This is a genomic window from Acinetobacter sp. YH01020 (assembly GCF_013420275.1).
Lineage (GTDB): Bacteria > Pseudomonadota > Gammaproteobacteria > Pseudomonadales > Moraxellaceae > Acinetobacter > Acinetobacter amyesii.
In genome coordinates this window covers 107,748-129,901 of sequence record NZ_VOYN01000003.1, presented here as the reverse complement: position 1 = coordinate 129,901, position 22,154 = coordinate 107,748, and the positions used below count along the sequence as shown (strand labels likewise).

The 22,154-nt window shown below is 41.5% G+C and carries 22 protein-coding genes and 1 pseudogene; 22 read left to right on the top strand and 1 reads right to left on the bottom strand.

What is annotated here, in order from left to right:
• Window positions 1–7: 7 nt before the first annotated feature.
• From FTT85_RS02390 to FTT85_RS18640, 7 genes and pseudogenes are all read left to right on the top strand, one after another.
• Window positions 8–466, top strand: a complete 459-nt coding sequence (locus FTT85_RS02390; protein WP_010112825.1) for a hypothetical protein — start codon at window positions 8–10, stop codon at window positions 464–466.
• Window positions 467–553: 87 nt separating this feature from the next.
• On the top strand, window positions 554–1,207 hold the full coding sequence (locus FTT85_RS02385; RefSeq protein ID WP_010112824.1) for a hypothetical protein: 654 nt from the start codon (window positions 554–556) through the stop codon (window positions 1,205–1,207).
• A 101-nt stretch (window positions 1,208–1,308) separates the two neighbouring features.
• On the top strand, window positions 1,309–2,973 hold the full coding sequence (locus tag FTT85_RS02380; RefSeq protein ID WP_168377803.1) for a terminase: 1,665 nt from the start codon (window positions 1,309–1,311) through the stop codon (window positions 2,971–2,973).
• Window positions 2,974–2,982: 9 nt separating this feature from the next.
• Complete coding sequence (locus tag FTT85_RS02375; RefSeq protein WP_180182748.1) at window positions 2,983–5,271, top strand: hypothetical protein; 2,289 nt, start codon at window positions 2,983–2,985, stop codon at window positions 5,269–5,271.
• Between the two features lie 82 nt (window positions 5,272–5,353).
• On the top strand, window positions 5,354–5,818 hold the full coding sequence (locus tag FTT85_RS02370) for a hypothetical protein (RefSeq protein WP_180182747.1): 465 nt from the start codon (window positions 5,354–5,356) through the stop codon (window positions 5,816–5,818).
• A 262-nt stretch (window positions 5,819–6,080) separates the two neighbouring features.
• A pseudogene (locus FTT85_RS18645) lies at window positions 6,081–6,428 on the top strand (Gp49 family protein); the annotation flags it as partial.
• Window positions 6,408–6,662: a hypothetical protein gene (locus FTT85_RS18640; protein ID WP_257232063.1), complete on the top strand. Its 255-nt coding sequence runs from the start codon at window positions 6,408–6,410 to the stop codon at window positions 6,660–6,662. The pseudogene FTT85_RS18645 and the gene FTT85_RS18640, both read left to right, overlap by 21 nt.
• A gap of 47 nt (window positions 6,663–6,709) precedes the next feature.
• On the opposite strand, the gene FTT85_RS02360 is transcribed toward FTT85_RS18640, so the two are convergent.
• Complete coding sequence (locus FTT85_RS02360; RefSeq protein ID WP_004761378.1) at window positions 6,710–6,904, bottom strand: hypothetical protein; 195 nt, start codon at window positions 6,902–6,904, stop codon at window positions 6,710–6,712.
• A gap of 64 nt (window positions 6,905–6,968) precedes the next feature.
• Between FTT85_RS02360 and FTT85_RS02355 the strand changes: the two genes are divergently transcribed.
• From FTT85_RS02355 to FTT85_RS02285, 15 genes are all read left to right on the top strand, one after another.
• The gene (locus tag FTT85_RS02355) at window positions 6,969–7,403 is read left to right on the top strand and encodes a helix-turn-helix transcriptional regulator (RefSeq protein ID WP_218955414.1); all 435 of its coding nucleotides are present in this window, start codon (window positions 6,969–6,971) and stop codon (window positions 7,401–7,403) included.
• Between the two features lie 164 nt (window positions 7,404–7,567).
• Window positions 7,568–8,629 carry a hypothetical protein gene (locus tag FTT85_RS02350; RefSeq protein WP_042890536.1) on the top strand — a complete coding sequence of 354 codons (1,062 nt, stop codon included), beginning with the start codon at window positions 7,568–7,570 and terminating at the stop codon, window positions 8,627–8,629.
• Window positions 8,630–8,655: 26 nt separating this feature from the next.
• Entirely contained in the window at window positions 8,656–9,945 is a 1,290-nt protein-coding gene (locus FTT85_RS02345; protein ID WP_180182745.1) for a DUF4043 family protein, read from the top strand.
• A 64-nt stretch (window positions 9,946–10,009) separates the two neighbouring features.
• Complete coding sequence (locus FTT85_RS02340) at window positions 10,010–10,483, top strand: hypothetical protein (protein WP_180182744.1); 474 nt, start codon at window positions 10,010–10,012, stop codon at window positions 10,481–10,483.
• Window positions 10,484–10,554: 71 nt separating this feature from the next.
• Window positions 10,555–11,448 (top strand): RyR domain-containing protein, encoded by an 894-nt coding sequence (locus FTT85_RS02335; protein ID WP_180182743.1) that lies wholly within the window; start codon window positions 10,555–10,557, stop codon window positions 11,446–11,448.
• Entirely contained in the window at window positions 11,448–12,122 is a 675-nt protein-coding gene (locus FTT85_RS02330; protein WP_120364424.1) for a DUF6682 family protein, read from the top strand. Before FTT85_RS02335 ends, FTT85_RS02330 begins: the two co-directional genes overlap by 1 nt.
• A 93-nt stretch (window positions 12,123–12,215) precedes the next feature.
• Window positions 12,216–12,413 carry a hypothetical protein gene (locus FTT85_RS02325; RefSeq protein WP_061517827.1) on the top strand — a complete coding sequence of 66 codons (198 nt, stop codon included), beginning with the start codon at window positions 12,216–12,218 and terminating at the stop codon, window positions 12,411–12,413.
• On the top strand, window positions 12,394–12,801 hold the full coding sequence (locus FTT85_RS02320) for a hypothetical protein (RefSeq protein WP_004822044.1): 408 nt from the start codon (window positions 12,394–12,396) through the stop codon (window positions 12,799–12,801). Before FTT85_RS02325 ends, FTT85_RS02320 begins: the two co-directional genes overlap by 20 nt.
• A gap of 51 nt (window positions 12,802–12,852) precedes the next feature.
• Window positions 12,853–13,200 carry a hypothetical protein gene (locus FTT85_RS02315; RefSeq protein WP_180182742.1) on the top strand — a complete coding sequence of 116 codons (348 nt, stop codon included), beginning with the start codon at window positions 12,853–12,855 and terminating at the stop codon, window positions 13,198–13,200.
• The gene (locus FTT85_RS02310) at window positions 13,197–14,417 is read left to right on the top strand and encodes a hypothetical protein (protein ID WP_180182741.1); all 1,221 of its coding nucleotides are present in this window, start codon (window positions 13,197–13,199) and stop codon (window positions 14,415–14,417) included. Before FTT85_RS02315 ends, FTT85_RS02310 begins: the two co-directional genes overlap by 4 nt.
• Window positions 14,414–14,668 carry a hypothetical protein gene (locus FTT85_RS02305; RefSeq protein WP_180182740.1) on the top strand — a complete coding sequence of 85 codons (255 nt, stop codon included), beginning with the start codon at window positions 14,414–14,416 and terminating at the stop codon, window positions 14,666–14,668. The genes FTT85_RS02310 and FTT85_RS02305 overlap by 4 nt, the downstream gene beginning before the upstream one ends.
• A 2-nt stretch (window positions 14,669–14,670) precedes the next feature.
• Entirely contained in the window at window positions 14,671–17,709 is a 3,039-nt protein-coding gene (locus tag FTT85_RS02300; RefSeq protein WP_180182739.1) for a hypothetical protein, read from the top strand.
• Window positions 17,710–17,728: 19 nt separating this feature from the next.
• Window positions 17,729–20,299, top strand: coding sequence for a hypothetical protein (locus FTT85_RS02295; RefSeq protein WP_180182738.1), 2,571 nt, complete (start codon window positions 17,729–17,731; stop codon window positions 20,297–20,299).
• Window positions 20,300–20,394: 95 nt separating this feature from the next.
• Window positions 20,395–21,498, top strand: coding sequence for a hypothetical protein (locus FTT85_RS02290; RefSeq protein ID WP_257232056.1), 1,104 nt, complete (start codon window positions 20,395–20,397; stop codon window positions 21,496–21,498).
• 27 nt (window positions 21,499–21,525) lie between these two features.
• Window positions 21,526–22,110 carry a hypothetical protein gene (locus FTT85_RS02285; protein ID WP_180182736.1) on the top strand — a complete coding sequence of 195 codons (585 nt, stop codon included), beginning with the start codon at window positions 21,526–21,528 and terminating at the stop codon, window positions 22,108–22,110.
• Window positions 22,111–22,154 lie beyond the last annotated feature (44 nt).

Here is a 22,154-nt window from a genome sequence, read left to right as displayed (position 1 = left end):
TATGACAATGAAGTCTAACGCTGAAACAATCCTTGAAGCCATTGAGGATTTACATAATCAAGAGCAAATCGTTACTAGAGAAACTTTGTCACAATTGACAGGCTTCAAATTATCTATCGTTGATGATCGTTTAAGTCATCTTGTCGATAGTGGCCAGATTATCCGTGTACAGCGTGGTGTATTCATTCCAGCCCCTAAACATCGTCCATCTCGTATTATGTCCAAGATGGTTTTACCTGATGGTACCGTTAAAATTGAAATTGGTGATGACCAGATTTTGACATTAACTCCACGTGAAGCACGTAACCTTGGCAATCTCATGGTTGCTGAAGCAATGCAATATGCAAATATTGAAATGGGCCATCATATGGCAATACTTCAGAGTGAAGTTTCAGGTCAAGTACGTAAATTATCGAAGCAAGTAGGGGATCTATTAGATATAGGCAAGCAAGGAGAGCTGTTGTAATTTATCAAAACTGCTTCACCCCCCTCTAAGGTTAGACCTCCCCCACATATATACATGATCATTAAACCAATATGAGGTTTGGTGATCATGGCTGAAAAAAAAGTAATTGATTGGGAAAAGATCGAACTCGATTATCGAGCAGGTATTAAGTCTCTACGTCAAATTGCAGGTGAGCATGATATTGCAGAATCAGGCATTAGACGTAGAGCAAAGCAATACGAATGGGTTCGTGATCTATCTGAAAAAATTAAAGCTAAAGCAGATGACATTGTGCGCAAGGAGAGTGTGCGCAACAGTGTGCGCACGAAAACGACCATTTCAGAAAAAGACAAAATTGATGCAAGTGCCAATGAAGTGGCGTCAGTCCGATTAGCACATCGTAAGGATATTCAACGTTCACGCAAGATTGCTATGAGTCTTTTTGATGAGCTCGAAATGATGGTCGGTCAAGAGAATGTCAAATTGCTGGAAATGTTGGGTGAGCTTATGTGGTCGCCTGATGATAAAGGCAATGACAAAGTAAATGACCTTTACATGAAGATCATCTCAATGCCTGGTCGTGTGAAGTCTATGAAAGATTTAAGCGACACACTCAAAACATTGATTGCTTTAGAACGTCAAGCGTTTGGACTTGATGATGAGAACAATAAACCTGTCGATGCACTGACTGCATTACTTGAACGAGTGAGCACTGGAAATAGTTCTGCATTTAAACCAATTGCCGATGATCCTGAATATTAGTGCATGTACGTGAATGGAACGACTAATCACCCACACCAAAACAATTTCATTCACGTACACGCTTCAAAAATGCACCAATGTTGTGCAAAATGGAGTAAAAATTGATTTATAACACTAACTTACAGCCACTACCGACAAATGCCGAGGAGCTTGAACGCTGCTTGGCAGACCCTGTTTGGCGTATTTTTAGTGGCTGTTTATATAAGATCAAAATTAAAGGTGATGACTTTGTAAATGAGTTAGGGCAAGTAGAAGAAGCTCCAACATTTGAATTACCATTCCAGCCTAATGATGCACAGAAGAAATTCTTAAATCGGTTGTGGTACCGCAATATTATTTTAAAAGCACGTCAGTTAGGTTTCACCACATTGATTTGTATTTTGTGGCTTGATCACGCTTTATTTAACGCCAATCAACATTGTGGTGTTATTGCACAGAACCTTGAAACTGTTGGTGATATTTTTAGCGATAAGATTAAATTTGCGTACGATAACTTACCACCTGAAATATTAGAACGCTTTCCACTCAAAACGAATAATGGAACTGAGATGGAGTTCGCCCATAATGGTTCTAAAATTTCAGTGGCCACATCATTCCGTGGCGGTACCATGCACCGCTTGCTTATTTCTGAATACGGTAAAATTTGCGCACAGTCACCAGGTAAAGCAAAAGAAGTGCGCACGGGTTCATTGCCTGCAGTACCGACTACAGGTATTTGCGTTATTGAGTCTACAGCTGAAGGTCGTGGTGGTGACTTCTTTGATAAGGTTCAGATCGCACAGAAGAACTTTGCTTCACGCAAAAAACTTACGCCAAAAGATTTCAGACTACATTTTTATGGTTGGTGGGAAGAACCTAAGTACCGTATTGACTCAACTGAAGTCATTATTTCTAAAAAAGATCATAATATTTTTGATCACATTGAAATTGTTGTATCCAGAAACTTAGGCAAGAAGATCAAAATTGATCCTGATCAACGTGCTTGGTATGTATCGACACGTGATAATGATCTATCTGGTGATCAAGCTTTGATGTGGCAAGAGTATCCCTCATTTCCTGATGAAGCATTTCAGGTCAGTACAGAAGGGAACTACTACGCAAAAGATATGCTTGAGTTGCGTAAACGTAGTGGTATTGCTCAAATTGAAGTTTTAGATGTACCTACGTGTACGTTTTGGGATATTGGCAACCATGATGGTTGTGCAATTTGGTTTCATCAAATGATGAATCAGCAAGATCGCTTTATTGATTATGAAGAAGATCATTTTCAAGATTTACGTCATTACGTGAAACTGATTAAAGATAAACCTTATATCTATCATACTCATTATTTACCGCACGATGCAGCACATCAAAGGCTTGGCGATTACAACAAGTCAGTATTAGAAATGCTTGAGGAATTATTACCTGGTCATAATTTTGTGGTCATTCCACGTATTACGTTACTCACAACTGGTATTCAACAGACTCGCAGACATTTAAAGAATGCTTGGTTTGATGAAGAACGATGCAAACTGGGTATCGAACGGATCGAAGGCTATAAAAAGAAATTTAACCAACAAGCCAATATGTTTATTGATCAGCCTGATAAATCCAATGGTTGCTCAGAAGGTGCAGATGCACTTAGACAGTGGGCACAGGCTAAAGATGCAGGTTTGCTTGGTGATTACGTCTATACGGCTAGTCTTACTGGTATGAATCAAGGTACAACACATCAAAATCAACATGGTTATGTCGAAGCACCTCCGACAGATTGGCGTTTATAAGGAAAAGCTATGTTTACTCAAGAAGATACAGCTACAAGTGAGCAGATTAGCGATGATGATACGCTCAGTCTGGAAGAATTAACGGAGATCATGCACGAAATTGAGGAACAACCTCATTGGCGTCACATCGCAGATAAAGAGATGGATTATGCAGATGGCAATCAATTAGATACAGATTTGCTTAACCGTATGCAACAGATCGGTATTCCACCTGCAGTAGAGGACAGAATCAGTCCAGCTTTATTGTCGATTATGGGTTATGAGCTACAGACTCGTACTGATTGGCGTGTAAAAGCTAATGGTGAGACTGGCGGTGATGATGTTGCCGATGCCTTGAACTACAAGTTAAATCAAGCTGAACGTTTATCTAAAGCAGATAAAGCGTGTAGTGATGCTTTTCGTCCTCAAATTTCATGTGGTTTGGGATGGGTTGAGGTAAAGCGTGAGCAAGACCCATTTAAATATCCTTATCGTTGTGTTGTAGTTCATCGTAATGAGATTCATTGGGATATGAAGTCTACAGAACCAGACTTATCTGATGCACGTTGGTTACGTCGTACTCGTTGGGTTCATCCTAAACGATTGATGAGTGCTTTCCCTGAACACAAGGAGCTAATCCAAACAGTTGGTCGTTATGGTGGTTCATGGTGGCAACAACCTGATGTGCTGGATGGTGGAGCAAGTACAGGCTTACAAAATGCTTGGCTTGATGCACGTTCATGGACGATAAGTGAAAACTACTGGTATAACCCGACATCTAAAGAGATAAATGTTACTGAGGTTTGGTACCGTCGTTGGATTCGTGTACCAGTTTTAAAGTTCAGTGATGGTCGTATCGTTGAGTATGACGCCAATAATATGGCTCATGACTTAGCAATTTATCAAGGTGTTGCACGTGTAGAGCAGGCTACCATATCAAAGTTGCGTCGTTCATATTGGCTTGGACCACACCTTTTACATGATAGTCCTTCACCATATTCACATCATTATTTCCCTTATGTACCTTTTTTTGGGTTCCGTGAAGATAATACTGGCATACCGTATGGCTTTGTTCGTGGCATGAAGTACAGTCAGGATAGTATCAATTCAGGTATTTCTAAACTGCGTTGGGGCATGAGTGTTACACGTGTTGAGCGTACCAAAGGTGCAGTGGCGATGACAGACGAACAATTACGTCGTCAAGTTGCACGTCCTGATGCTGATATTGTATTGGATGCAGCACATATGGCTAGACCTGGTGCAAGATTCGATATTAAACGTGACTATGAATTATCACAGCAACATTTCCAACTGATTAGTGATAATCGTGCTGCTATTGAGCAAGTAAGCAATATTACTTCTGGGTTCCAAGGTAAAAAAGGTAATGCTACTTCTGGAAAACAAGAACAGTTACAGATCGAACAGTCAAACCAGACCTTAATGAAGATGATGGATAATTTCCGTGAGGGACGTACCCTCATGGGAGAAATGCTACTATCAATGATCGTTGAGGATATGGGTACTCAGCAACAGACTATCATTATTGAAGGTGATGCAGTACGTGAGGATCGTACAGTTGTTATCAATAAACCCGAGGTTGATGAACATGGTTATCCTTATGTTAGTAATGATGTTCAACGTACACGCTTGAAAGTTGTACTTGATGATGTTCCAAGCACCAGCACATTCCGAGAGCAACAGCTTAATGCCTTGTCTGAGATTGTTAAATCCTTACCTCAAGAGGTTCAAGTTGCAGTATTGCCTTATGTGATGGCATTGACTGACATTCCATTCAAGAAAGATATTATTGAATCTATTCGTCAAGCTACACAGGCACCGACACCAGAACAAGTGGAACAACAAATTAAAGAAGCTGTTGATAAAGCACTTGCCGATGCTGGTATTGATCTAAAACGTCGAGAGCTTGAACTTAAAGAGCGTAAGGCAGATAGTGAAATTAAAGAGATTGATGCACGCTCTGTACAGATTGGTGTACAAGCAGCTTATTCTGCTATGCAAGCTGGAGCACAGGTTGCACAAATGCCACAAATTGCACCGATTGCTGATGTAGTTATGCAAGGTGCAGGTTATCAACGTCCTGATCCTATGGGTGATGATCCTAATTTCCCAACAGCAGAGCAGACTGCAGCACGCAATATTCGTAGTCCGTACATTGAGGGTGAAGGAGCACAGGTTGGCAGTGAGCAATTGCCAATGGTTCAACAGAATACCAGCCCGATGAACCCACCAGTACCACAGCAAGGTTCAACAGGAATGCAGGGTATAGAAACAGCTCGAACTACCGATAACTTACAATAGAATCTACTACCCCCTATAAGGTTTTATTGAAAACTAACCACCGAATAAGATGGATTGTTCCTATTTTATTTGGTGGTAGCGCATGAGTAATACTTCATTTAATTTTTTAACGGATTATTTTGTTACACAGTTAGAAAACAGTTCTATTGATCTGTTAGATACTGACATTTCTGTACGATTGGTAGCAACAAACCATTCAAAAAATGGAAATAATTTATTAACTAAATACGATTACGATGTTAATAAATTATCAGAAGATTTCTTGTTATCAGATAAGTTGTTGCTTGAAAATAAAAAAATATTACCTAATGGAGTGTTTGATGCAGATGATTGTAAGTTTTTAAAACCACTTAAAGATAATCTAAATTGCAAAATTATTGCAATTATCGGTATTGAAGAAAAAACGCAAAAGATTATATTTGTTATTCAAAATTCAAATGGACTTCCTTGTTATATCAATGGAGAAAATATTAAAATAACATGGGATAATTGTTCGAATCGAATATTCCAAGATGATTTATTAATCCCCCTTGTAAGGCAAGAGTAATTTTCATTGTTCACAGATACTAAGGCAGTCGAATCGGCTGTCTTTTTATTTGAGGATTAAGCGAATGCCTAATAACAACCAACAACACTGTATGACTTTTAAAATTAATGAAGATGGTAGTCACAATGCTGCTGAGATTGCAGGTTTTGTTAAGGCAGATTCATGGGATGTTAATGGTGATAAATTAACATTATTTAATTTAGTTTTAGTGGGTAAAGCACAATTCTCAGTAATAGCTGGCGAAGATATTATTATTTCTGGTCTGAATACTGAACAGCAAATTGAGCAAGAAATTCAATCTAAAAACTTAAATGCCCCACGCTTAACACCAGATCATATTGATTCTAAAATTAAAGCAGTTGAATACATCCTACCTCGTGACGTGTGCAAGCGCGATAATGGTGTAGAAGTTTTTGATGCACCGCTTCCACTACAGACATTAACATTCTGTATTCTTACATTAGAGAATGGATTTACAGTTACTGGTGAATCGGCATGTGTAAGTCCTGAAAATTTCGATGCTTAAATTGGGAAGAAAATTGCCTATGACAATGCTCGTGAAAAGATTTGGTTATTAGAAGGTTATTTGTTGAAAGAAAAACTATACCAACAACCAGTTCATGAGGTATTAAAAGGCGATGCTAGTAATGTGAAGTCATTTGAGCCTGAATACGATAATCAAGTGCATAGTGTGGGTGGTGATTGCATCCACCGTTCTAAATTATTAAATAACCGTGAAAATGCATATTTGCTTACTCAATTACTAACCACGACAAATATCAGTAATGATCTTCGTGAAAAAGCTGAAACCAAAATGACTGCATTATTAGATGAATTGATTTAAACCCATCGAATTCGAGACCTTTAAACCAGCATCAATATGCTGGTTTTTTATTTCTTGATTTTCCATTCAACGGCATGATTTCCATTGTCGCAATCATGGCTCACACATTCACCTTTGTGATTCACCTGAATTACACCACAACCTTCACAAATAACATTTGCTAGATAGTTCGGCTTACATTCATTGATAAACCCATTACTCATTCCATATTGCTTGGCGCATTGAGCACAATATTCTGCCATTAATCCTACCCCCTGTAAGGTTTTTTTAATACTAATTATAACTTTTAAAATTTACTCATCAAATTTGAGTGATTTTAATATGAGAAACAGAGCCAGAAAAGAAAATCCTACATCTAGACAAAGCTCACTTAATTATGAAAGAAATCGTACTTATGTAAGTGCTAAGTTATTTGAAAAACATAGAGATATTGAAGGGTTTTTGGTCTTATTAAAAGAACGATTACAATCTCGTGAATTAAGTGTGAAGCAGCTTCAAATTGCTTTGGGGTTTAATAAAAAAGTTATTTACTCTTGGCTGAGAGGAGAGAAAAAACCTTCCCAAAAATATCAAGTTCTTGTCTGTGAATACCTTGATATTCCTTACCACAAACTAGCATTAACACCAAATGATCAGGGCGATTATCCATCTGGAATTCGAGTTTGTACTGTATGTGGGAAAGAGTTTGCATTGTTTAAAAAAGTGAACTCTGGGCGAATGAAATGTAACTGTTGTGTGTAGCTTTTTATTGAGGCAAATAAGTAAATATTTCTTACCCCCTGTAAGGCTAACGCCATTTTATCCAAATCCTAGACACTTGTCTCATGTTGAGCAATCAACAGCTAAACGCTAGATAACTCTAGCCATTCGCCTTTGCGGTCACAGCGATAAGTGATAGGACAGACATGGATATTACAGAGCAACAAAATGAGTTGATTGAAGCTAACGGTGGTAAAGCATCACCTGAACTTGCAGCGCAGCTTTTAGAGCAAGCGTTAAATGGCGATACCGCAAATGCGGAAAATGGTAGTCAGCCAGCAACTACCCAAGTTACAGAAGAAAATACCCCAAAAGTTGAAGGTCAAGACGGTACGCATGAGGAGCATAGCTCCGCAAGAGCTGATACACAACAAGCACAACAGCAACAACAGGTCGATGAAAGCCAGTTAAATGCTGAAAATGCTGTGATCTTAGCTAAAGACGGAAAACACACCATTCCCTATGACAAGTTAGTGGAAGCACGTAACGGTGAAAAGGAATGGAAGCAAAAGTTTGATGAAGCTCAACAACAGTTGGCACAACTTCAAGCTGATGCACAGGAACGTAAAGATAACGGACAGGCTCCAACTACACAGGACAACCAAGCAAATATCGCACAACAAGCGATTGATCAGGGTGTAGACCCTGCAATCTTTGGGGATTTTAGCGAGAAAGATTTGGCTGCTGGTATTCAGAAACTTGTTAATTCACAGGTTTCAACTTTGGTGCAACAGCAATTACAAACTGCTTTAGCTCCAATTCAGCAACAACAGCAGGTCAGTGTAGAGCAAGCCCATTTTAACGAAATCTTTACAGCACACCCAGATGCAGAATCTATTGTTGAATCGAAAGAATTTAATGATTGGAAGAATGCACAACCAAGTTTTCTGAAAGATGCGTATGAAACAGTTTTGGATAAAGGTTCAGCTGCTCAGGTGGTAGAACTTCTAGGATTGTATAAGTCGAATACCCAATCAGGTCAACAAGCTGCTCAACCTGCCAATGATGCAGTAAAGGCAGTAGCGCAAAAAGCTGTGAGTCAGGCTCAAACACCACCACCGAACAGTCTGAGTGATTTGCCTGCTGGTAGTCCTGCTGGTGTTTCTCGTGATGAGCGTTTGGCAGCAATGTCGCCAGCGCAACTTGCAGAGGAAATGCAAGGATGGACACCCGACCAAGTGGAGCAATTTCTCAATAGACGTGTTTAAACATACGTGATGAGAGTATTTGAAACATGACTACTAAAACTAACGCAAGTTATGGCGATAAGACCAATTTAGTTACCCAAGCGGTAGGTCTGTTCGCTACACACATGAATCGTAACAGCACCTTAAACCTATTGGCTGGGAAAATGCCTAAGGGCGAAGCAGGTGCGGAAGCGACTCTCCGTAAACAAACCACATCCCATATGCCTATTGTTCGTGTTCAGGACTTAGGAAAAGGGCGTGGTGATGAAGTGACATTCCACTTACTAAATCCAGTCGGTGCATATCCAATTATGGGTAGTGCGTATGCTGAAGGTCGTGGTGTGGGGATGTCTTTGAATGAAGATCGCCTACGTGTGAACCAAGCTCGTTTCCCTGTTGATTTGGGTAACGTGATGTCACAGATTCGTAGCCCAGCTGATTTGCGAAAACTTGGTCGTCCAGTCGCTCAGAACTTGATGGATCGCTATTGTGATCAGTCATTACTGGTGCATATGGCTGGTGCACGTGGTTCTCATAACAACATTGAATGGGTTATTCCTAAAGATAATCATAAAAACTTCAATGAAATCATGGTGAACCGTGTTAAAGCACCAACTAAAAACCGTCACTATGTTGTTGATGGTTCTGGTGTGCAGGGCGTTAAAAGCAATGCAGGTGATTTTGATATTGCAACAACTGATCTATTTACTATGGATACAGTTGATTCAATGAAAACTGTTCTGGATCAAATTGCTTTACCACCACCTATTTGTAAGTTTGAAGGTGATGTTGCTGCGGAAGATTCACCATTACGTGTATGGCTTGTATCGCCAGCACAGTACAACAAATTTGCTGCTCAACCAGGTTTCCGTTCTTTCCAATCATCTGCATTTGCACGAGCAAGTCAGGCAAAACAACATCCGCTTTTCTTAGGTGATGTAGGTTTATGGAACGGATTTATTATTCGAAAAATGCCACGTCCGATTCGTTTCTATGCAGGTGACACAATTAAATATTGTGCTTCGCATGACAGTGAAACTGAATCAGATTTAATCGTGCCATCAAGCTTTGGTACAAGCTTTGCGGTTGATCGTTCTATTATTTTGGGTGGTCAAGCAATTGCGGAAGCAATGGCTGCAAGTGATAAGTCTGGTGTGCCTTTCTTCTGGTCTGAAAAAGACCTTGATCATGGCGATAAATGGGAATTATTGATCGGTGCCATTCGTGGTACATCAAAAATCCGTTTCGCTGTTGATACTGGTGAGCGTACAGAATTTACCGACTATGGTGTAACTGTTGTCGATACCGCTGTGCCAATCATTGGTGCTAATCAGTAATTGTTTAGGGTATGTCCAGTTATGGGCATACCTCATCTTATTCTAATCCTTGGAGATTTTTAAAATGGCGACAATTAAGAAGAAGCCTAGTGGTTATGGTCAGTTTGGTGGATTCTCACCATATGGCAATGTTACAGCGTTAGCATTTTTTCTTGCCACGAATGCTTCAGGTGCTGTAATTGATTCTGATTCAACTGCTGCAGTAGCAAGTGGTGATGTTATTGATTTAGGTGAACTACCAGAAGGTATGCGCCTTGATGATGCTCAAATCCTGATTAAAACAGGTATGACAGCCACCGTTACAGGTTCACTTGGCTTTAAGTATGTTGATGGTGATAGTACAGAAGTACCACAAGATGCAGCTTACTTCATGAGCAATGGCGACCTTGCAACAGCAGGTCGATTACGTGCTAATACAGGTAAATTGGTAACCTTGCCTAAGGCTGCACGATTGATTTTAACCACTGGTGGTGCAGCGAATGCCAAGGCAAGCGACATCAAGGTTATTGTCAGTGGTGAATTGACAGGTCCTCGTTAATGTTTTGATGGTGTAGGTTTTAGACAGACCTACACCATTCTTTTTATTTTTTAACTTATTACGGTGATAAGATGAAAACGATTGCAATAGCGATGATGTGTCATGCAATTAATGCTGCATATTGCCAATCAATGGGTGATGATAGTCAACCTACTTGGGATGACACACCAGAATCACATAAACAAAGTTTGATTGCTGGCGTTGAAATGCATTTGGCAAATCCTGATGCCACGCCTGAACAGTCTCATGAGTCTTGGTATAAGGTCAAAGAAGCTGAGGGCTGGAAGTATGGTGAAGTAAAAGATATGGAGAAAAAAGAACATCCATGTTTTTTACCTTATGAAGAATTACCAGATGAACAAAAGGCAAAGGATTATTTATTCCGTACAACGGTGCATTTGGTTAAGCACTTGCCTGATCCTGAAGATTACTTGGCATTGAGTGCGGAAGTTGTGAATCTACGCCAAAAGGTTGAGCATCAAAAAAGTGTTGCAATTAATACAGCGACAATCACCCCAACCAATGTTGTTCAAAAATCTGCTGGTGTGTCAATTCAGTATATTGGAAATAAATCTCTATATACTGACCACTTATACGAATCAGCTTTAACCTTTGAACAAGGTCAAGTGCGATCAATTCCAAGTGATTTGGCAACCAAGTTTTTAAAACATCCTGAGTTTACTCGTTATGAGGGTGAGCCTGAATCCATTTCTGGTGAATCTACTGAGCAAGGCTTAGATGATGATACGTCAAGTATTCTCAATCGCTCTAAAGAAAAACAGCAAGAAGAAATTGATAAAGAAAATCAGGTTCTTGATGAAATTGAAACAATTGGAAAAATGACAAAGGCTGGTTTGGTTCAATATGCTTTAGAAAAGTATGAGCAGAAACTTAGCCCACAAAAGAATCTTGATGAATTGAAAGAATCAGTTACTCAAATGATTCACCAATATGGGGTTGTGTAATGCAGCTAAATGACCTAATAAGCCGTTTTCGTACACTGGCCAACGATAAAGTAGAACCATATTTTATTGATGATGCCAGTGTCATTGATTGGCTTAATGATGCCGTAAGTGAAGCGTGTATCCGTGGTCGTTTATTGCATGAATCCCAAAACAATGATGTTTGTAAGATTAATATATTGATTGGTTCATCTCGTTATCAGTTACATGAATCGTTATACGAATTGACTCGAGTGTGGTTCCAGCCGAGTGATGGAACAAAAGGGCAATACTTGACTTTAATGTCAGCTGAATTACTCGATCATTATTATGATGGTGAGAATTGGCGAGTGAAACAGGGTAAACCTGAACACATTATTCAGGATGATACAGGTATTCGTCTTGTTCCAATTCCTGATGTAGGCGGTGAATTACAATTGGAAGGCTATCGTGTGCCATTGTCACCAATGGAAAGTGATACTGATATTCCAGAAATTAACCAAATTCACCATGTTCAATTGATTCAGTGGGTACTACACCAAGCGTTTAAGGTACCAGATGCAGAATTCTTTGATCCAAATCGGTCAGCATTAGCAGAGCAGGAATTTACAGATTATTTCGGTATTCGTCCTGATAGTGATTTGCGACGCATTACTCGTGAGGATATACCGCATAACGTTATTCCATTCATGCCATGACTTGCTTGTGACATAAGCACCCCTGTAAGGCTAAAGCTTTTCAGGGGTTTTTTACATAATGATCTTACTTATTTTATTTAATCATGCACAAAGATGGGCAAACGTACAATTGATTTAAAGACCGAAGATACGCTTTACATTGGCGGTGCCAAAGTTCAATTGATCAAAAAATCAGGACAATTGGCTCGAATTTGTGTTGAAGCAGATAATCACATTGAAATTAAACATGAGCGCATGAGTGCTTCCGATTCAGCTACGGAGACTCAAGCACATGGCAAACACACTCTATGACGAAGCACGTAAAGGCTACCTGGAAGGTCAATTTAACTGGCTAACCGACACAGTAAAAGTGCTTCTGGTTAGTACATCGGCATATACCGTCAATGCGTCCACTCACAAATTCCTTTCTGATATTTCAGGTTCTGCACGTATTGCAGGTCCAGTCACGCTGACAGGCAAAACCACGGCAGGTGGTGCAGCCGATGCTAATGATGCAACATTCACTGCTGTATCTGGTGGGGCAATTGGTGCCATTGTGATTTATGTGGATACAGGATCAGAAGCAACCAGTCCATTACTAGCTTTCTTGGATACTGCAACAGGCTTACCTATAACGCCAAATGGCGGTGACATTATTATTACCTGGGACAACGGAACTAATAAGATCTACAAGGTATAAGTCCAATTATCACAAGTGCCTACGGTTCAAGTGGGCTTTTGGAGTATCTAAATGTCCGAAAACATACCAGAAGCTATTGTGGTCACAATGGATAGCGCAGCAAAGCCACCACCAATCGTGGTCAAAATGGATTCCATTGCGCCACAACCAATAGTCATGGGCGGTATTAATCCGCAACATGACTGGCTCACTTTGATTAACTCTGCACCCTTCCAAATGTTCTGTTGTGAAACACGTGCCCAGGGCGAACAGGGTTCACACAACATTGAGGACTGGATTAAACAGGCCATTGAGCCCGAAGTCCTATCCGATGAAAGCAAGCTGTTTAATGAATTTGAAGCCTGGCATACAGCAAAAGGATATTGGCCAAACGAAACGGTATATGGTGAGCTGAAATGAGTGGTCCGGTAAAGTGGTTTACTTTTGAAGATTTTGGCGCACCTGAGCTCAATAATCAACAAGGCGACTTGATTAATGTTCTTGACGCGTGTTTGATCACAGGTTTAGGTGTGCAAACAATCCATTCAATTACGATTGAAAACGGGGTGGCTGTAGCAACATTTAATTCAGCGCACAGGTTAAACCAATTTCAAGTCGTGGAGCTATCAGGTGCGTCATCAAACATACTAAATGCTGAGTTTAAAATTCTCGGCTTAACATTCAATACTATTGAGTTCTTAGTTGATCTGCCCGATCAGGTGATTGCTGAAAACATTTCGTGCCGACTCGCACCGCTTGGTTGGTCTAAGCTTTTTAATGGGAATCAAAAAGCGGTATATCAAGCAAAAAATAGTGAGCGTAATCCTTATTTTTTCCGCATTGATGATAACCGAGATACTGCATACAGCGCATCCTATGCAAAATTTGCAAAAGTCGGGATTTTAGAATCATGCAATGACATTGATGACTTAACTGGTGTGCAAGCTCCGTTTGATCCTGGAAACCCAAATAAGAACTGGACTTCAACGGGTTCTGGCTCAACAGTGATAAGTGGCTGGTTTAAATGGTACTACGCAGTAGCAAATAATGCTGCAACCAGCACAGGCATATATGAGTCATATGGTGTGACTTCCGGTGCTCGCGAGTGGTTACTGGTTGGTGATGATGATACTTTTTACATCTTGCCCAACTTCACCGTTGGTGGCAACGGTTACTCACTATATGGTTTCGGTGTTGTGGAAAACCCTAATATTGGGAATTTTTTACCATTTTTGTCAGCAAGTAATCGAAACTTTAGTGCCGGTACAGCACTTAGTATAACAAGTGCGCTCGGTTCACTTTCAGATTTGGCGATGATAAAAAATGACAGTAATGCTTATCAAAACACAGTGTTCGGTTCTGTGAAGTTGCCGTTCGGTATTGCTTCTGCTGGATCATACAACACATTCAAGCATGGGAACGGTTACGATTTTCTGTTCGGCCCATTTTATATGATAGATAACGAAAACAGTTTCGTTGGTGAATTCCCAATTTTACTTTGTTCGCTCTATCAAAACGCAAACATTGCAGACAGAGTGCCAATTATTGACAATGGTCGCGCACTTATGAAGTTGACATTCAGACCAGACAGGAACTTGACAGGTCGCCTATGGTTTGACCTCGGAGGTGTGAATTGATTATTCGATTAATTCAGAAAAATCCCAAGCGTGCAACCATGCTGGTTAAAGGTGTGACATTTAAACTTGGCTCACCTACATCCTGTCGAGTCCGTATGTACAATCGAAGTACAGGTGAGCTTTTAAGCGAAACAATATCTAAATCAAACGGAAGTTATATTTTGTTTGCTGTGCAACATACTGAAAACTATATTATTGCTTTAGACCGAGATAATGAGTTGGAATTAGCAACACTAGATAATTTGAGGTAAGGATGCCACAAAATAATCAATCAAAATACAATGCTGTTTTGAGTTTTGATCAACCCTTAAAAGTTTCATCAAAATATAATATTGTTCTGAGTTTTGATGAAAAAGGCTCCGGTGAACAACAAAACATAGGCGGTATAGGGTCGGTTCTTTTTGCATCAGGTCAACCTAACATTTACAATAGGAATAGTACAATTTCACCAACAGGTTGGTGGTCCAATGCGTTTGGTTCCCCCAATTTAAAGCTGTTCCATAAGTTTGTTAAGCCTGGCGGATTGAATGCCACGCGTTATGGCCAATTCACCATTATCAACAAAAACCGTTATGTACGGCCTGGTGGGTATGCTGCAACATTATATGGTAAGCCGTTAGTCGATAACCGTTTAAACTATATTCGACTATCTGGCATCAATAGTTTTGTGTCAGGTGAAGCGAAGGCAGCAAACCTACGTCGTTATGTTGCACCACAGGGTTTGGGTCAGACAGCATTTGGCTCAATTAAGATTGAGAACAAACTACGTTACTTGCGCACTACTGGTCGGGATAGTCTGGTATTTGGTCAGTTAAAGATCCAGAGCCTACGCACATATATCCCTACAGCTGGTTTGGGGAGCTTTGCTGCAGGTCGTGCTCGTATCAGCTTTAACCTGCAAAAAGCAACCGTGAAGCAGGAGAATGTATCAACCCTTTGGGGTGCTAAAACCTTTGTTGCTTTCGGCTTACGTTATGTAGAAGCCAATAGCACTTTTGATATGGCCAGATATGGTAAAGCCTGGATTGAATATAATCCGCGCTATATTGAGCCACGCGGTCTATTTCAGCAATTCCCATCCAATCACCAGATCGGCATGTCACGTTCTGTCGGTATGCTCGGGCATGATTCAGCGAGATTTGGTAGCCGGATTATTCCTGAAAATCAAACCTTACTTCCGTCAGGATTCAGCACTATTTTCGGTGAAACCGAAATTTATAACTTTGTGCAGCATATCTATCTGAAAGGATTTCTAACTGCAGGTGAAACGCACGATCAGCGTTGGGGTCGGCAAAAGGTATTTAATAGTACACAGTACCTTGCACCATTCCATTACGATCAGGACAAGACTACTGGTAAGTGGCAATATGAGGACTACACCACTAAAGAACCGTTACAGATATTTAATCGCAATCGCAGGGTACCGACTTTTGGTACCTTGATGCAGAAATTTGGTTATGCAGATATTGTTAATGGTGCACGTACTATACATCCGGTAGGTTTAGCATCACCGATTGAGGTTGAAGTAACTAAAACCATGGTGGCCGATGGTATTCGTCCATTCAGAATACCAAGCATTGAGCCGCCACATTTCAGCAACAACCATATTGTCTGGCTCAGTGGGAAGCGGTATAGCATTTCTGGCAGCCTATTTGAGCTATTTGGTATACCGCATGTCGAGAACACACGTCGCATCTATCGCTTTATTAGCCTGGGGCAGCAGTCCTTATTTGGCCTACCTATGGTATCCCATGCAATACGCAATATCCGTATCCCGGCAGATTACTCGATTGCAGCACCGGTAATCCCGATGCCAGAGGTTAAACACGGCATTCGATATGTTGAAGCACATGGAATTGATAGTGTGCGCTATGGTGCGGCATTTATTGAGGAACGCTTTACCAAAATATACCCACGCTGGATTGCGGTGGATCGTGTCGGTGAACCGCAGATACGAAATAAAACGCCACAGCTGAGGGCGCGTGGTATTGCTATGGACGAATACGGACAGGCATATATCGGTCTGTACACCCGGCCCTTATATGTTAATGGGCTGAATGCTCAGATTTTTGGCCGTACTACGGTTGCAGATCGAAAACAAATAGTAGATTTTAGAAATTATGGTGTGGCCATCCCTGAATTTACCAAGACACATAAAATTGAGGAAATCGGTGCAGGGAATTATCTACCTAAACGAATTTCACCCGATGGTATGTGGACTGATAACTTCCCAAAAAAAGGTGCTGAGAAACGGCACACAGTACGTCAAAACGTACTGTCACCTATTCACGAAAAACCAATGACGCTATATGGTACCGCAGTCGTGACGGCCAACACTATTCGCGTTGAGCCAGGATATTATGACCGCTTATATGGCAATCCACGTGTCGAGCATAAGAATCGCCGCGTGTATGTCGAAGAATGGAAAGAAAATTTAGTACCACCAAAACCACGTACTTCACCATTGACTATTTGGGTCACGGATAAACCACCGGAACAGGCAATTAGAAACCATCCACCACAGCAACTACCGTTACATCACATTGATGGTTATAGAGTGCCAGGTAAGGATAGACCAGGTATTGCTTTGGGTGTGCCAAGGATTAGCCATTATCACCAACGTGTATCTGCAGCGTTTGGTAGTCAGTTAAAGATAGGGGAGCATCGCGTATGGCTGCAAAGCAGCTTTATCCTTCCTAAGGGATTTAACAATATGCGTATGGGGCAATTGGGGCCGATTGGTACGCAGTACGTTTCCTTTATACGACCACCATTATTCACATTGTTTGGATCGGCAGAAATTGAACATATCGAGCCGCGCATTATGCCGCAACCAAAAGGGTTTAATTTATCTGAATTGGGCAAGCCTGCTATTGATCACTTCCATCGTGAAATCAAAATGCCTGGCTTGCTGTCACAGTCTATGGGTACACGATTAAATGGCGATACACCGTATATGTGGAAAGGCTTACGTGTCGGTGCGCATGTGCCTTTTGTTATGGGTGGCGGTGTGATGAGCCGTTACGGTAGCGCATGGATCAGTGATCGGGTGCGTGAAATACGCCCTGTAGGTTTAGACAGTGCATTGGTGGCTATTTATGATCGGGATAACTTTCAGGGTCGCTTACAAGTCTGGATGCGAAAATTTGAACCAGCCATCCCTAAACAGACAGTTCATGTCAGTGGATTGAGTTCGCTTGCGATTGGCATACCAGATATTAAACCTGCCGTACATTACATCCGGCCAGATGGTAATAGTGACAACTTCCGTAAAGGAGGCGGTCTTTTTTAAATAGTTGTGAGCAAAGAACATGCACGAACCAAAATCCTATGGCCTGTTTAGCTATGGTGAACCTTTAACGGATCAGGACCAGGCTTTTATTGACCACTGCGCCAAAAAGCTCACAAACTTTAAGTCCATATCCAATCTGGAAAGCCTGAAATATACCAGGATTCTACCGGATGGCGGCAGCGTCATCCTGACGGATAGTGGTGGTGTTTTTCGAGCCATAGCATTTAAACCAAGTACAAGGACCACAGCCACACAAGAGGACGGCTTCACGCACCTGGAAATCCCTTTTCTGTTTTCCGGTATTGTGCTGAACGCTATTTCTCAAGACGATTCTGGTATCGGCATTCGATTCAGTAATGAAACACGGCGCAGAATGACCAACTATGAAGGTATGGGGCCAGATTATCTGGATATGCAGCGATTCCGTTGTACCTATGCACCTGATTTTCAAATGTTCATTCCTGAAATACTGCGTAATCGACCCGGACGAACAGAACACAGTCAGTATCAACAGCAACACGCAACCTGGTATAGCGGCAGTATGGCCCAGGTAATACAGATTGTTGGAGCATACGGCCGTCAGGATTTCGAGAAGCTACCACAAGAGGATCTATACGAGCAGCTGCGTTATACCTTGCCTTTTGAAGTGAGCGAAAAGATCCTGCCAGAAATCGAAAACTGCTGCTTGCCTGGATACACTGGCCGAGCACCGATCAATGGACAGTATCAATACAACTTTCAATTTAATGATACCGACCTGGTAGCATTTGATGAGAAGCGTGAGCCATGGTTAATCAAGATTAATAATGTCGGGATATGGGCAATGCCTTTGCCATTGGTACCAGCAACGACGACTACAGCCTTCCGTGAGTATATTGAAACTATTGGGGATAATGAGATTGAGAAAATCCTGAATCGCTTTGGCGGTATGCCAAGCGGTGAGGGCTTTCCGTTGGGTGCAGAGTTTTATCGGTGGGTACGTGCCGGTGCGATTATCCGTTTAGGTGATACAGGTAAATTCTTTCAATATTCAGCTTATTCCTCCGCATGTGGCTGGAGTAGTAATCTGGATTGTACCGAAGCGATAAACACCTGTTTTGACTATTCAGATGATGGTTTCTGCTATGGCTATACTTTTATGATTCGCTTTCAGATGCTTTCGGCTGAGAATCGTGGCTGGGCCAAAAGTAAGCAGGTATCACAAGATTGGTCCACGTATGAACGCAACTTATTAAGTGAATATCTATCTAAGCTATTCAACGCATTAAAAGAAAGCACTGAACCTGGTCAACTTGTATCGATCCGTTACAAACTCAGACGTGTCGATGAATCTGAAATTATGGACCGGGCGCGTAGTCAAGATGGTGCGGCTGATATTGAGTATTGGGATAACTTGCACCTTGATCCAATCGCTCAGGGTAAAGCGAACCTAGCCATCACCAATGATGGTTACTTGCATGAAGGACGGCGCATAAAACTGCCTGAACCATTTGAAGGTGGCTGTGTTTCCATGAACTTTAAGCCTTTAGGTGATAAAGATACCTACCCATATATTGATACCATAATTTTTGCCTATTACATTGGTGACACCTTAAAGGTGATTAAGAACTATCGGGATGACCGCAAGTTTACAGAGAAAACGATTTCCAATTTTGAAGAAAGCATGATTGTTGGTAATTGGGAAGAAAAACGCCTGACAGGTGGTGTTTATAATGGCGGTGATTATTACTCCACAGATTTTGACGATCGCAAAGAGATTCCAACATATGTGCACACTACGACGATTGAAGGTAAAGATCAGGGGTGGGGTAAACCTTTTGCTAACTTTGGTTTTTACGGATCTACCGAAGGTATATTGACACGTAGACGCTATTACACCCATAAGCGCACAGAGCAAAGCACCGGCAATATTGGGATGCGTCAGGGCTTTATCATTCCCTATCTTAACCGCAATATAAGCTTTTACGGCCATCAGGAATGGCATGATCAAGGATCTTATCGGGAAACACTGCGCCAATATGGAATAACTGATCCCAATTCCTATGGCTTCTGGACCTATGATTTTTCCTGGCATTGGGTCACGATTGAACGCACCATGCCGCGTAATGGTAGACCGTGGCCGGTAGATAGTTTTCCGGTCTGGGCCGAAATCTATTATTACAAAACAGCGGAAAATTCAGACTTTGCCGATTATGGTGATTGGATCGGTGGATTACCTGCAGACGTATCCAATATCGTACACCCTCCAAATGGAATCAACCTTATTTCCTATGGGGGCGAACCTCCACCAGTAGAGGAATACACTATCAACAAGGACGGTGGCCGAGAAAACTTTTATAACATGGGGTGTTCGGTGATGGATCGTGCGGTGAAACTACATGATCAACCGCATACCGCTGATTTCTATTCACTCTCTCCTAATCCAAATGGAACAGTGGTTTATCAGGATGCTTGTAAGGTTGTCTTTGGTGATGCTGAATATGCCAATATCTCTTTAAAGAATCTGGCTGGCCAAAACTATCGCTTTGGTTACACCAGATTAAATGAAACTCATATATCCAAGGCTTTTATTGGTGTGATTAACGAATAGGGGGCCGTATGGCTACAAAAAAAATACCGGCCTTTCTTGGAATCAATAACGTCAAGGAAGATGCTGCACTTGAAATCAAGGGTGATTCACCTGGCTTGTTTGTCCGCGACGCGGTGAATATTAGTTTTAGTGATACTGGTCGGGCAGAACTAGCCAAAACTATGCAGCTGCAAAGCAGCAAGGCTATCCGTGATTTGTGGCAGTCACCCTTACACAAGGAGTGTTTTGCGGCTCTGGATAATCAGTGGGTTAAGGTTAATCCTGATACCTGGGAAACACAGCCATTAACTGAATGTGGTCAAGGGTCCTTGTTTCATATTGTTTTGAATAAACTGGTATGTATGGCTTGTGATAATGGACTTTTCACTTACGATGGTCAGACTGCCAAAAGCCTGACCATTGATACACCAGCTAGACCACAAGTAACGCAGGTCGCTGGGTATAGCTTAGATCAAGGGGATTATAGTTTTGCCATTTCCTGGCTGGTCAATGGGCTTGAATCCGCCTTATCAGAAATTGAAAAAGTGAAGCTGCTAGATAAGAGTGGTGTGCAACTGCAATTGCCGATGTGTCTGGACAGTAATGTAACGCATGTGCGGATCTATATGACCGATCCTGGTGGCGGTGAACTGCGACAGGCGTTTGAATTGCCGATTGACACCATGAGTGTTGATATTCCGGCTTTACCTGAATTGGGCCGGGTTGCGACTTTTCAGTACCTATCTCCAATGAAAAGCGGTAATTTCCTACGTTTATGGCGTGGTCGTTTATGGGTAGTGCGTTCCAATGTGCTGTATTTTTCCGAAGCCATGACTTACCACTTAACAGACGATAGATATAACTTTATCCAGTTTCCGCAGCGAATCCGTTTTATTGAACCTGTAGATGGTGGTATATGGGTGGGTCAGGCTGACCATGTAGTTTTCTTGCGTGGTCAGGACGTGCGCAACATGGCGATAGAGCAAAAGGCGTCACGTGCACCAGTCTATGCAAGCAGTGCCATGTTGCATAGTGATATGGTTAAGTCACTTTCTCAGGGTGGTACATGGTGTGCAGTGTGGCTGGCTGAGAATGGTTTTGTAGTAGGTACCTCAGAAGGACAGTTGGTTGAAATACAGTCTGATGCGATTTGTGGAATTACTGCAAATTCTTGTAGGCTTGTAGGGTTTGATAACCGATTAGTGGCAGTTGTAAATTAGGTTTTATTTACAATACAGGCCATAGCTATGGATGCAAAACTACAGCGCGCTTTAATGAAAGACGCACTCAATGAGAATTTTGACGAAACTAAAGAGGGTATTTTCTTCCCGAAGCATGGCTTTATGCTTTCAGGTGAATACATGGATCGGGTCAATGGTGGCGAAGCGACCTTTACAAAAAACCTGATTCCGAAAGAAGCCTTAATCCATGTGTTAAACGTGGCGATTGGATCTAAAGCAAAACCGGCAGGCTCATATCTAGCATTGTTTAACGGTGCTACTGCGCCGGCAGACAACTGGACAGCTGCCAACTTTGCTGCAACAGCCGGTGAAATCGTTTCACTGACTGAGGGTTATACCAACGCGACACGTCCTCAATTCATTCCTTCCGATTCAACCGATCAAAAATATATCGATAACTTTGGCAGTGTGGCCAGTGTGAATATTGCAACAACTTCACAGGTCAATGTCACTGGTGTGGCTTTACTGACTAATAACCAGCGTGGTGGCACAACCGGTGTGCTTCTTTCAGCCACCAAGTACCCGGCAGCGCGTGTATTCCAGAACGGTGATGTGTTTGAAATCGGTTATCGCATTACTGCAACCTCTTAAAACTTAAAGCACTGGTGAGTTGTCATCAGTGCTTTTTATGGAGC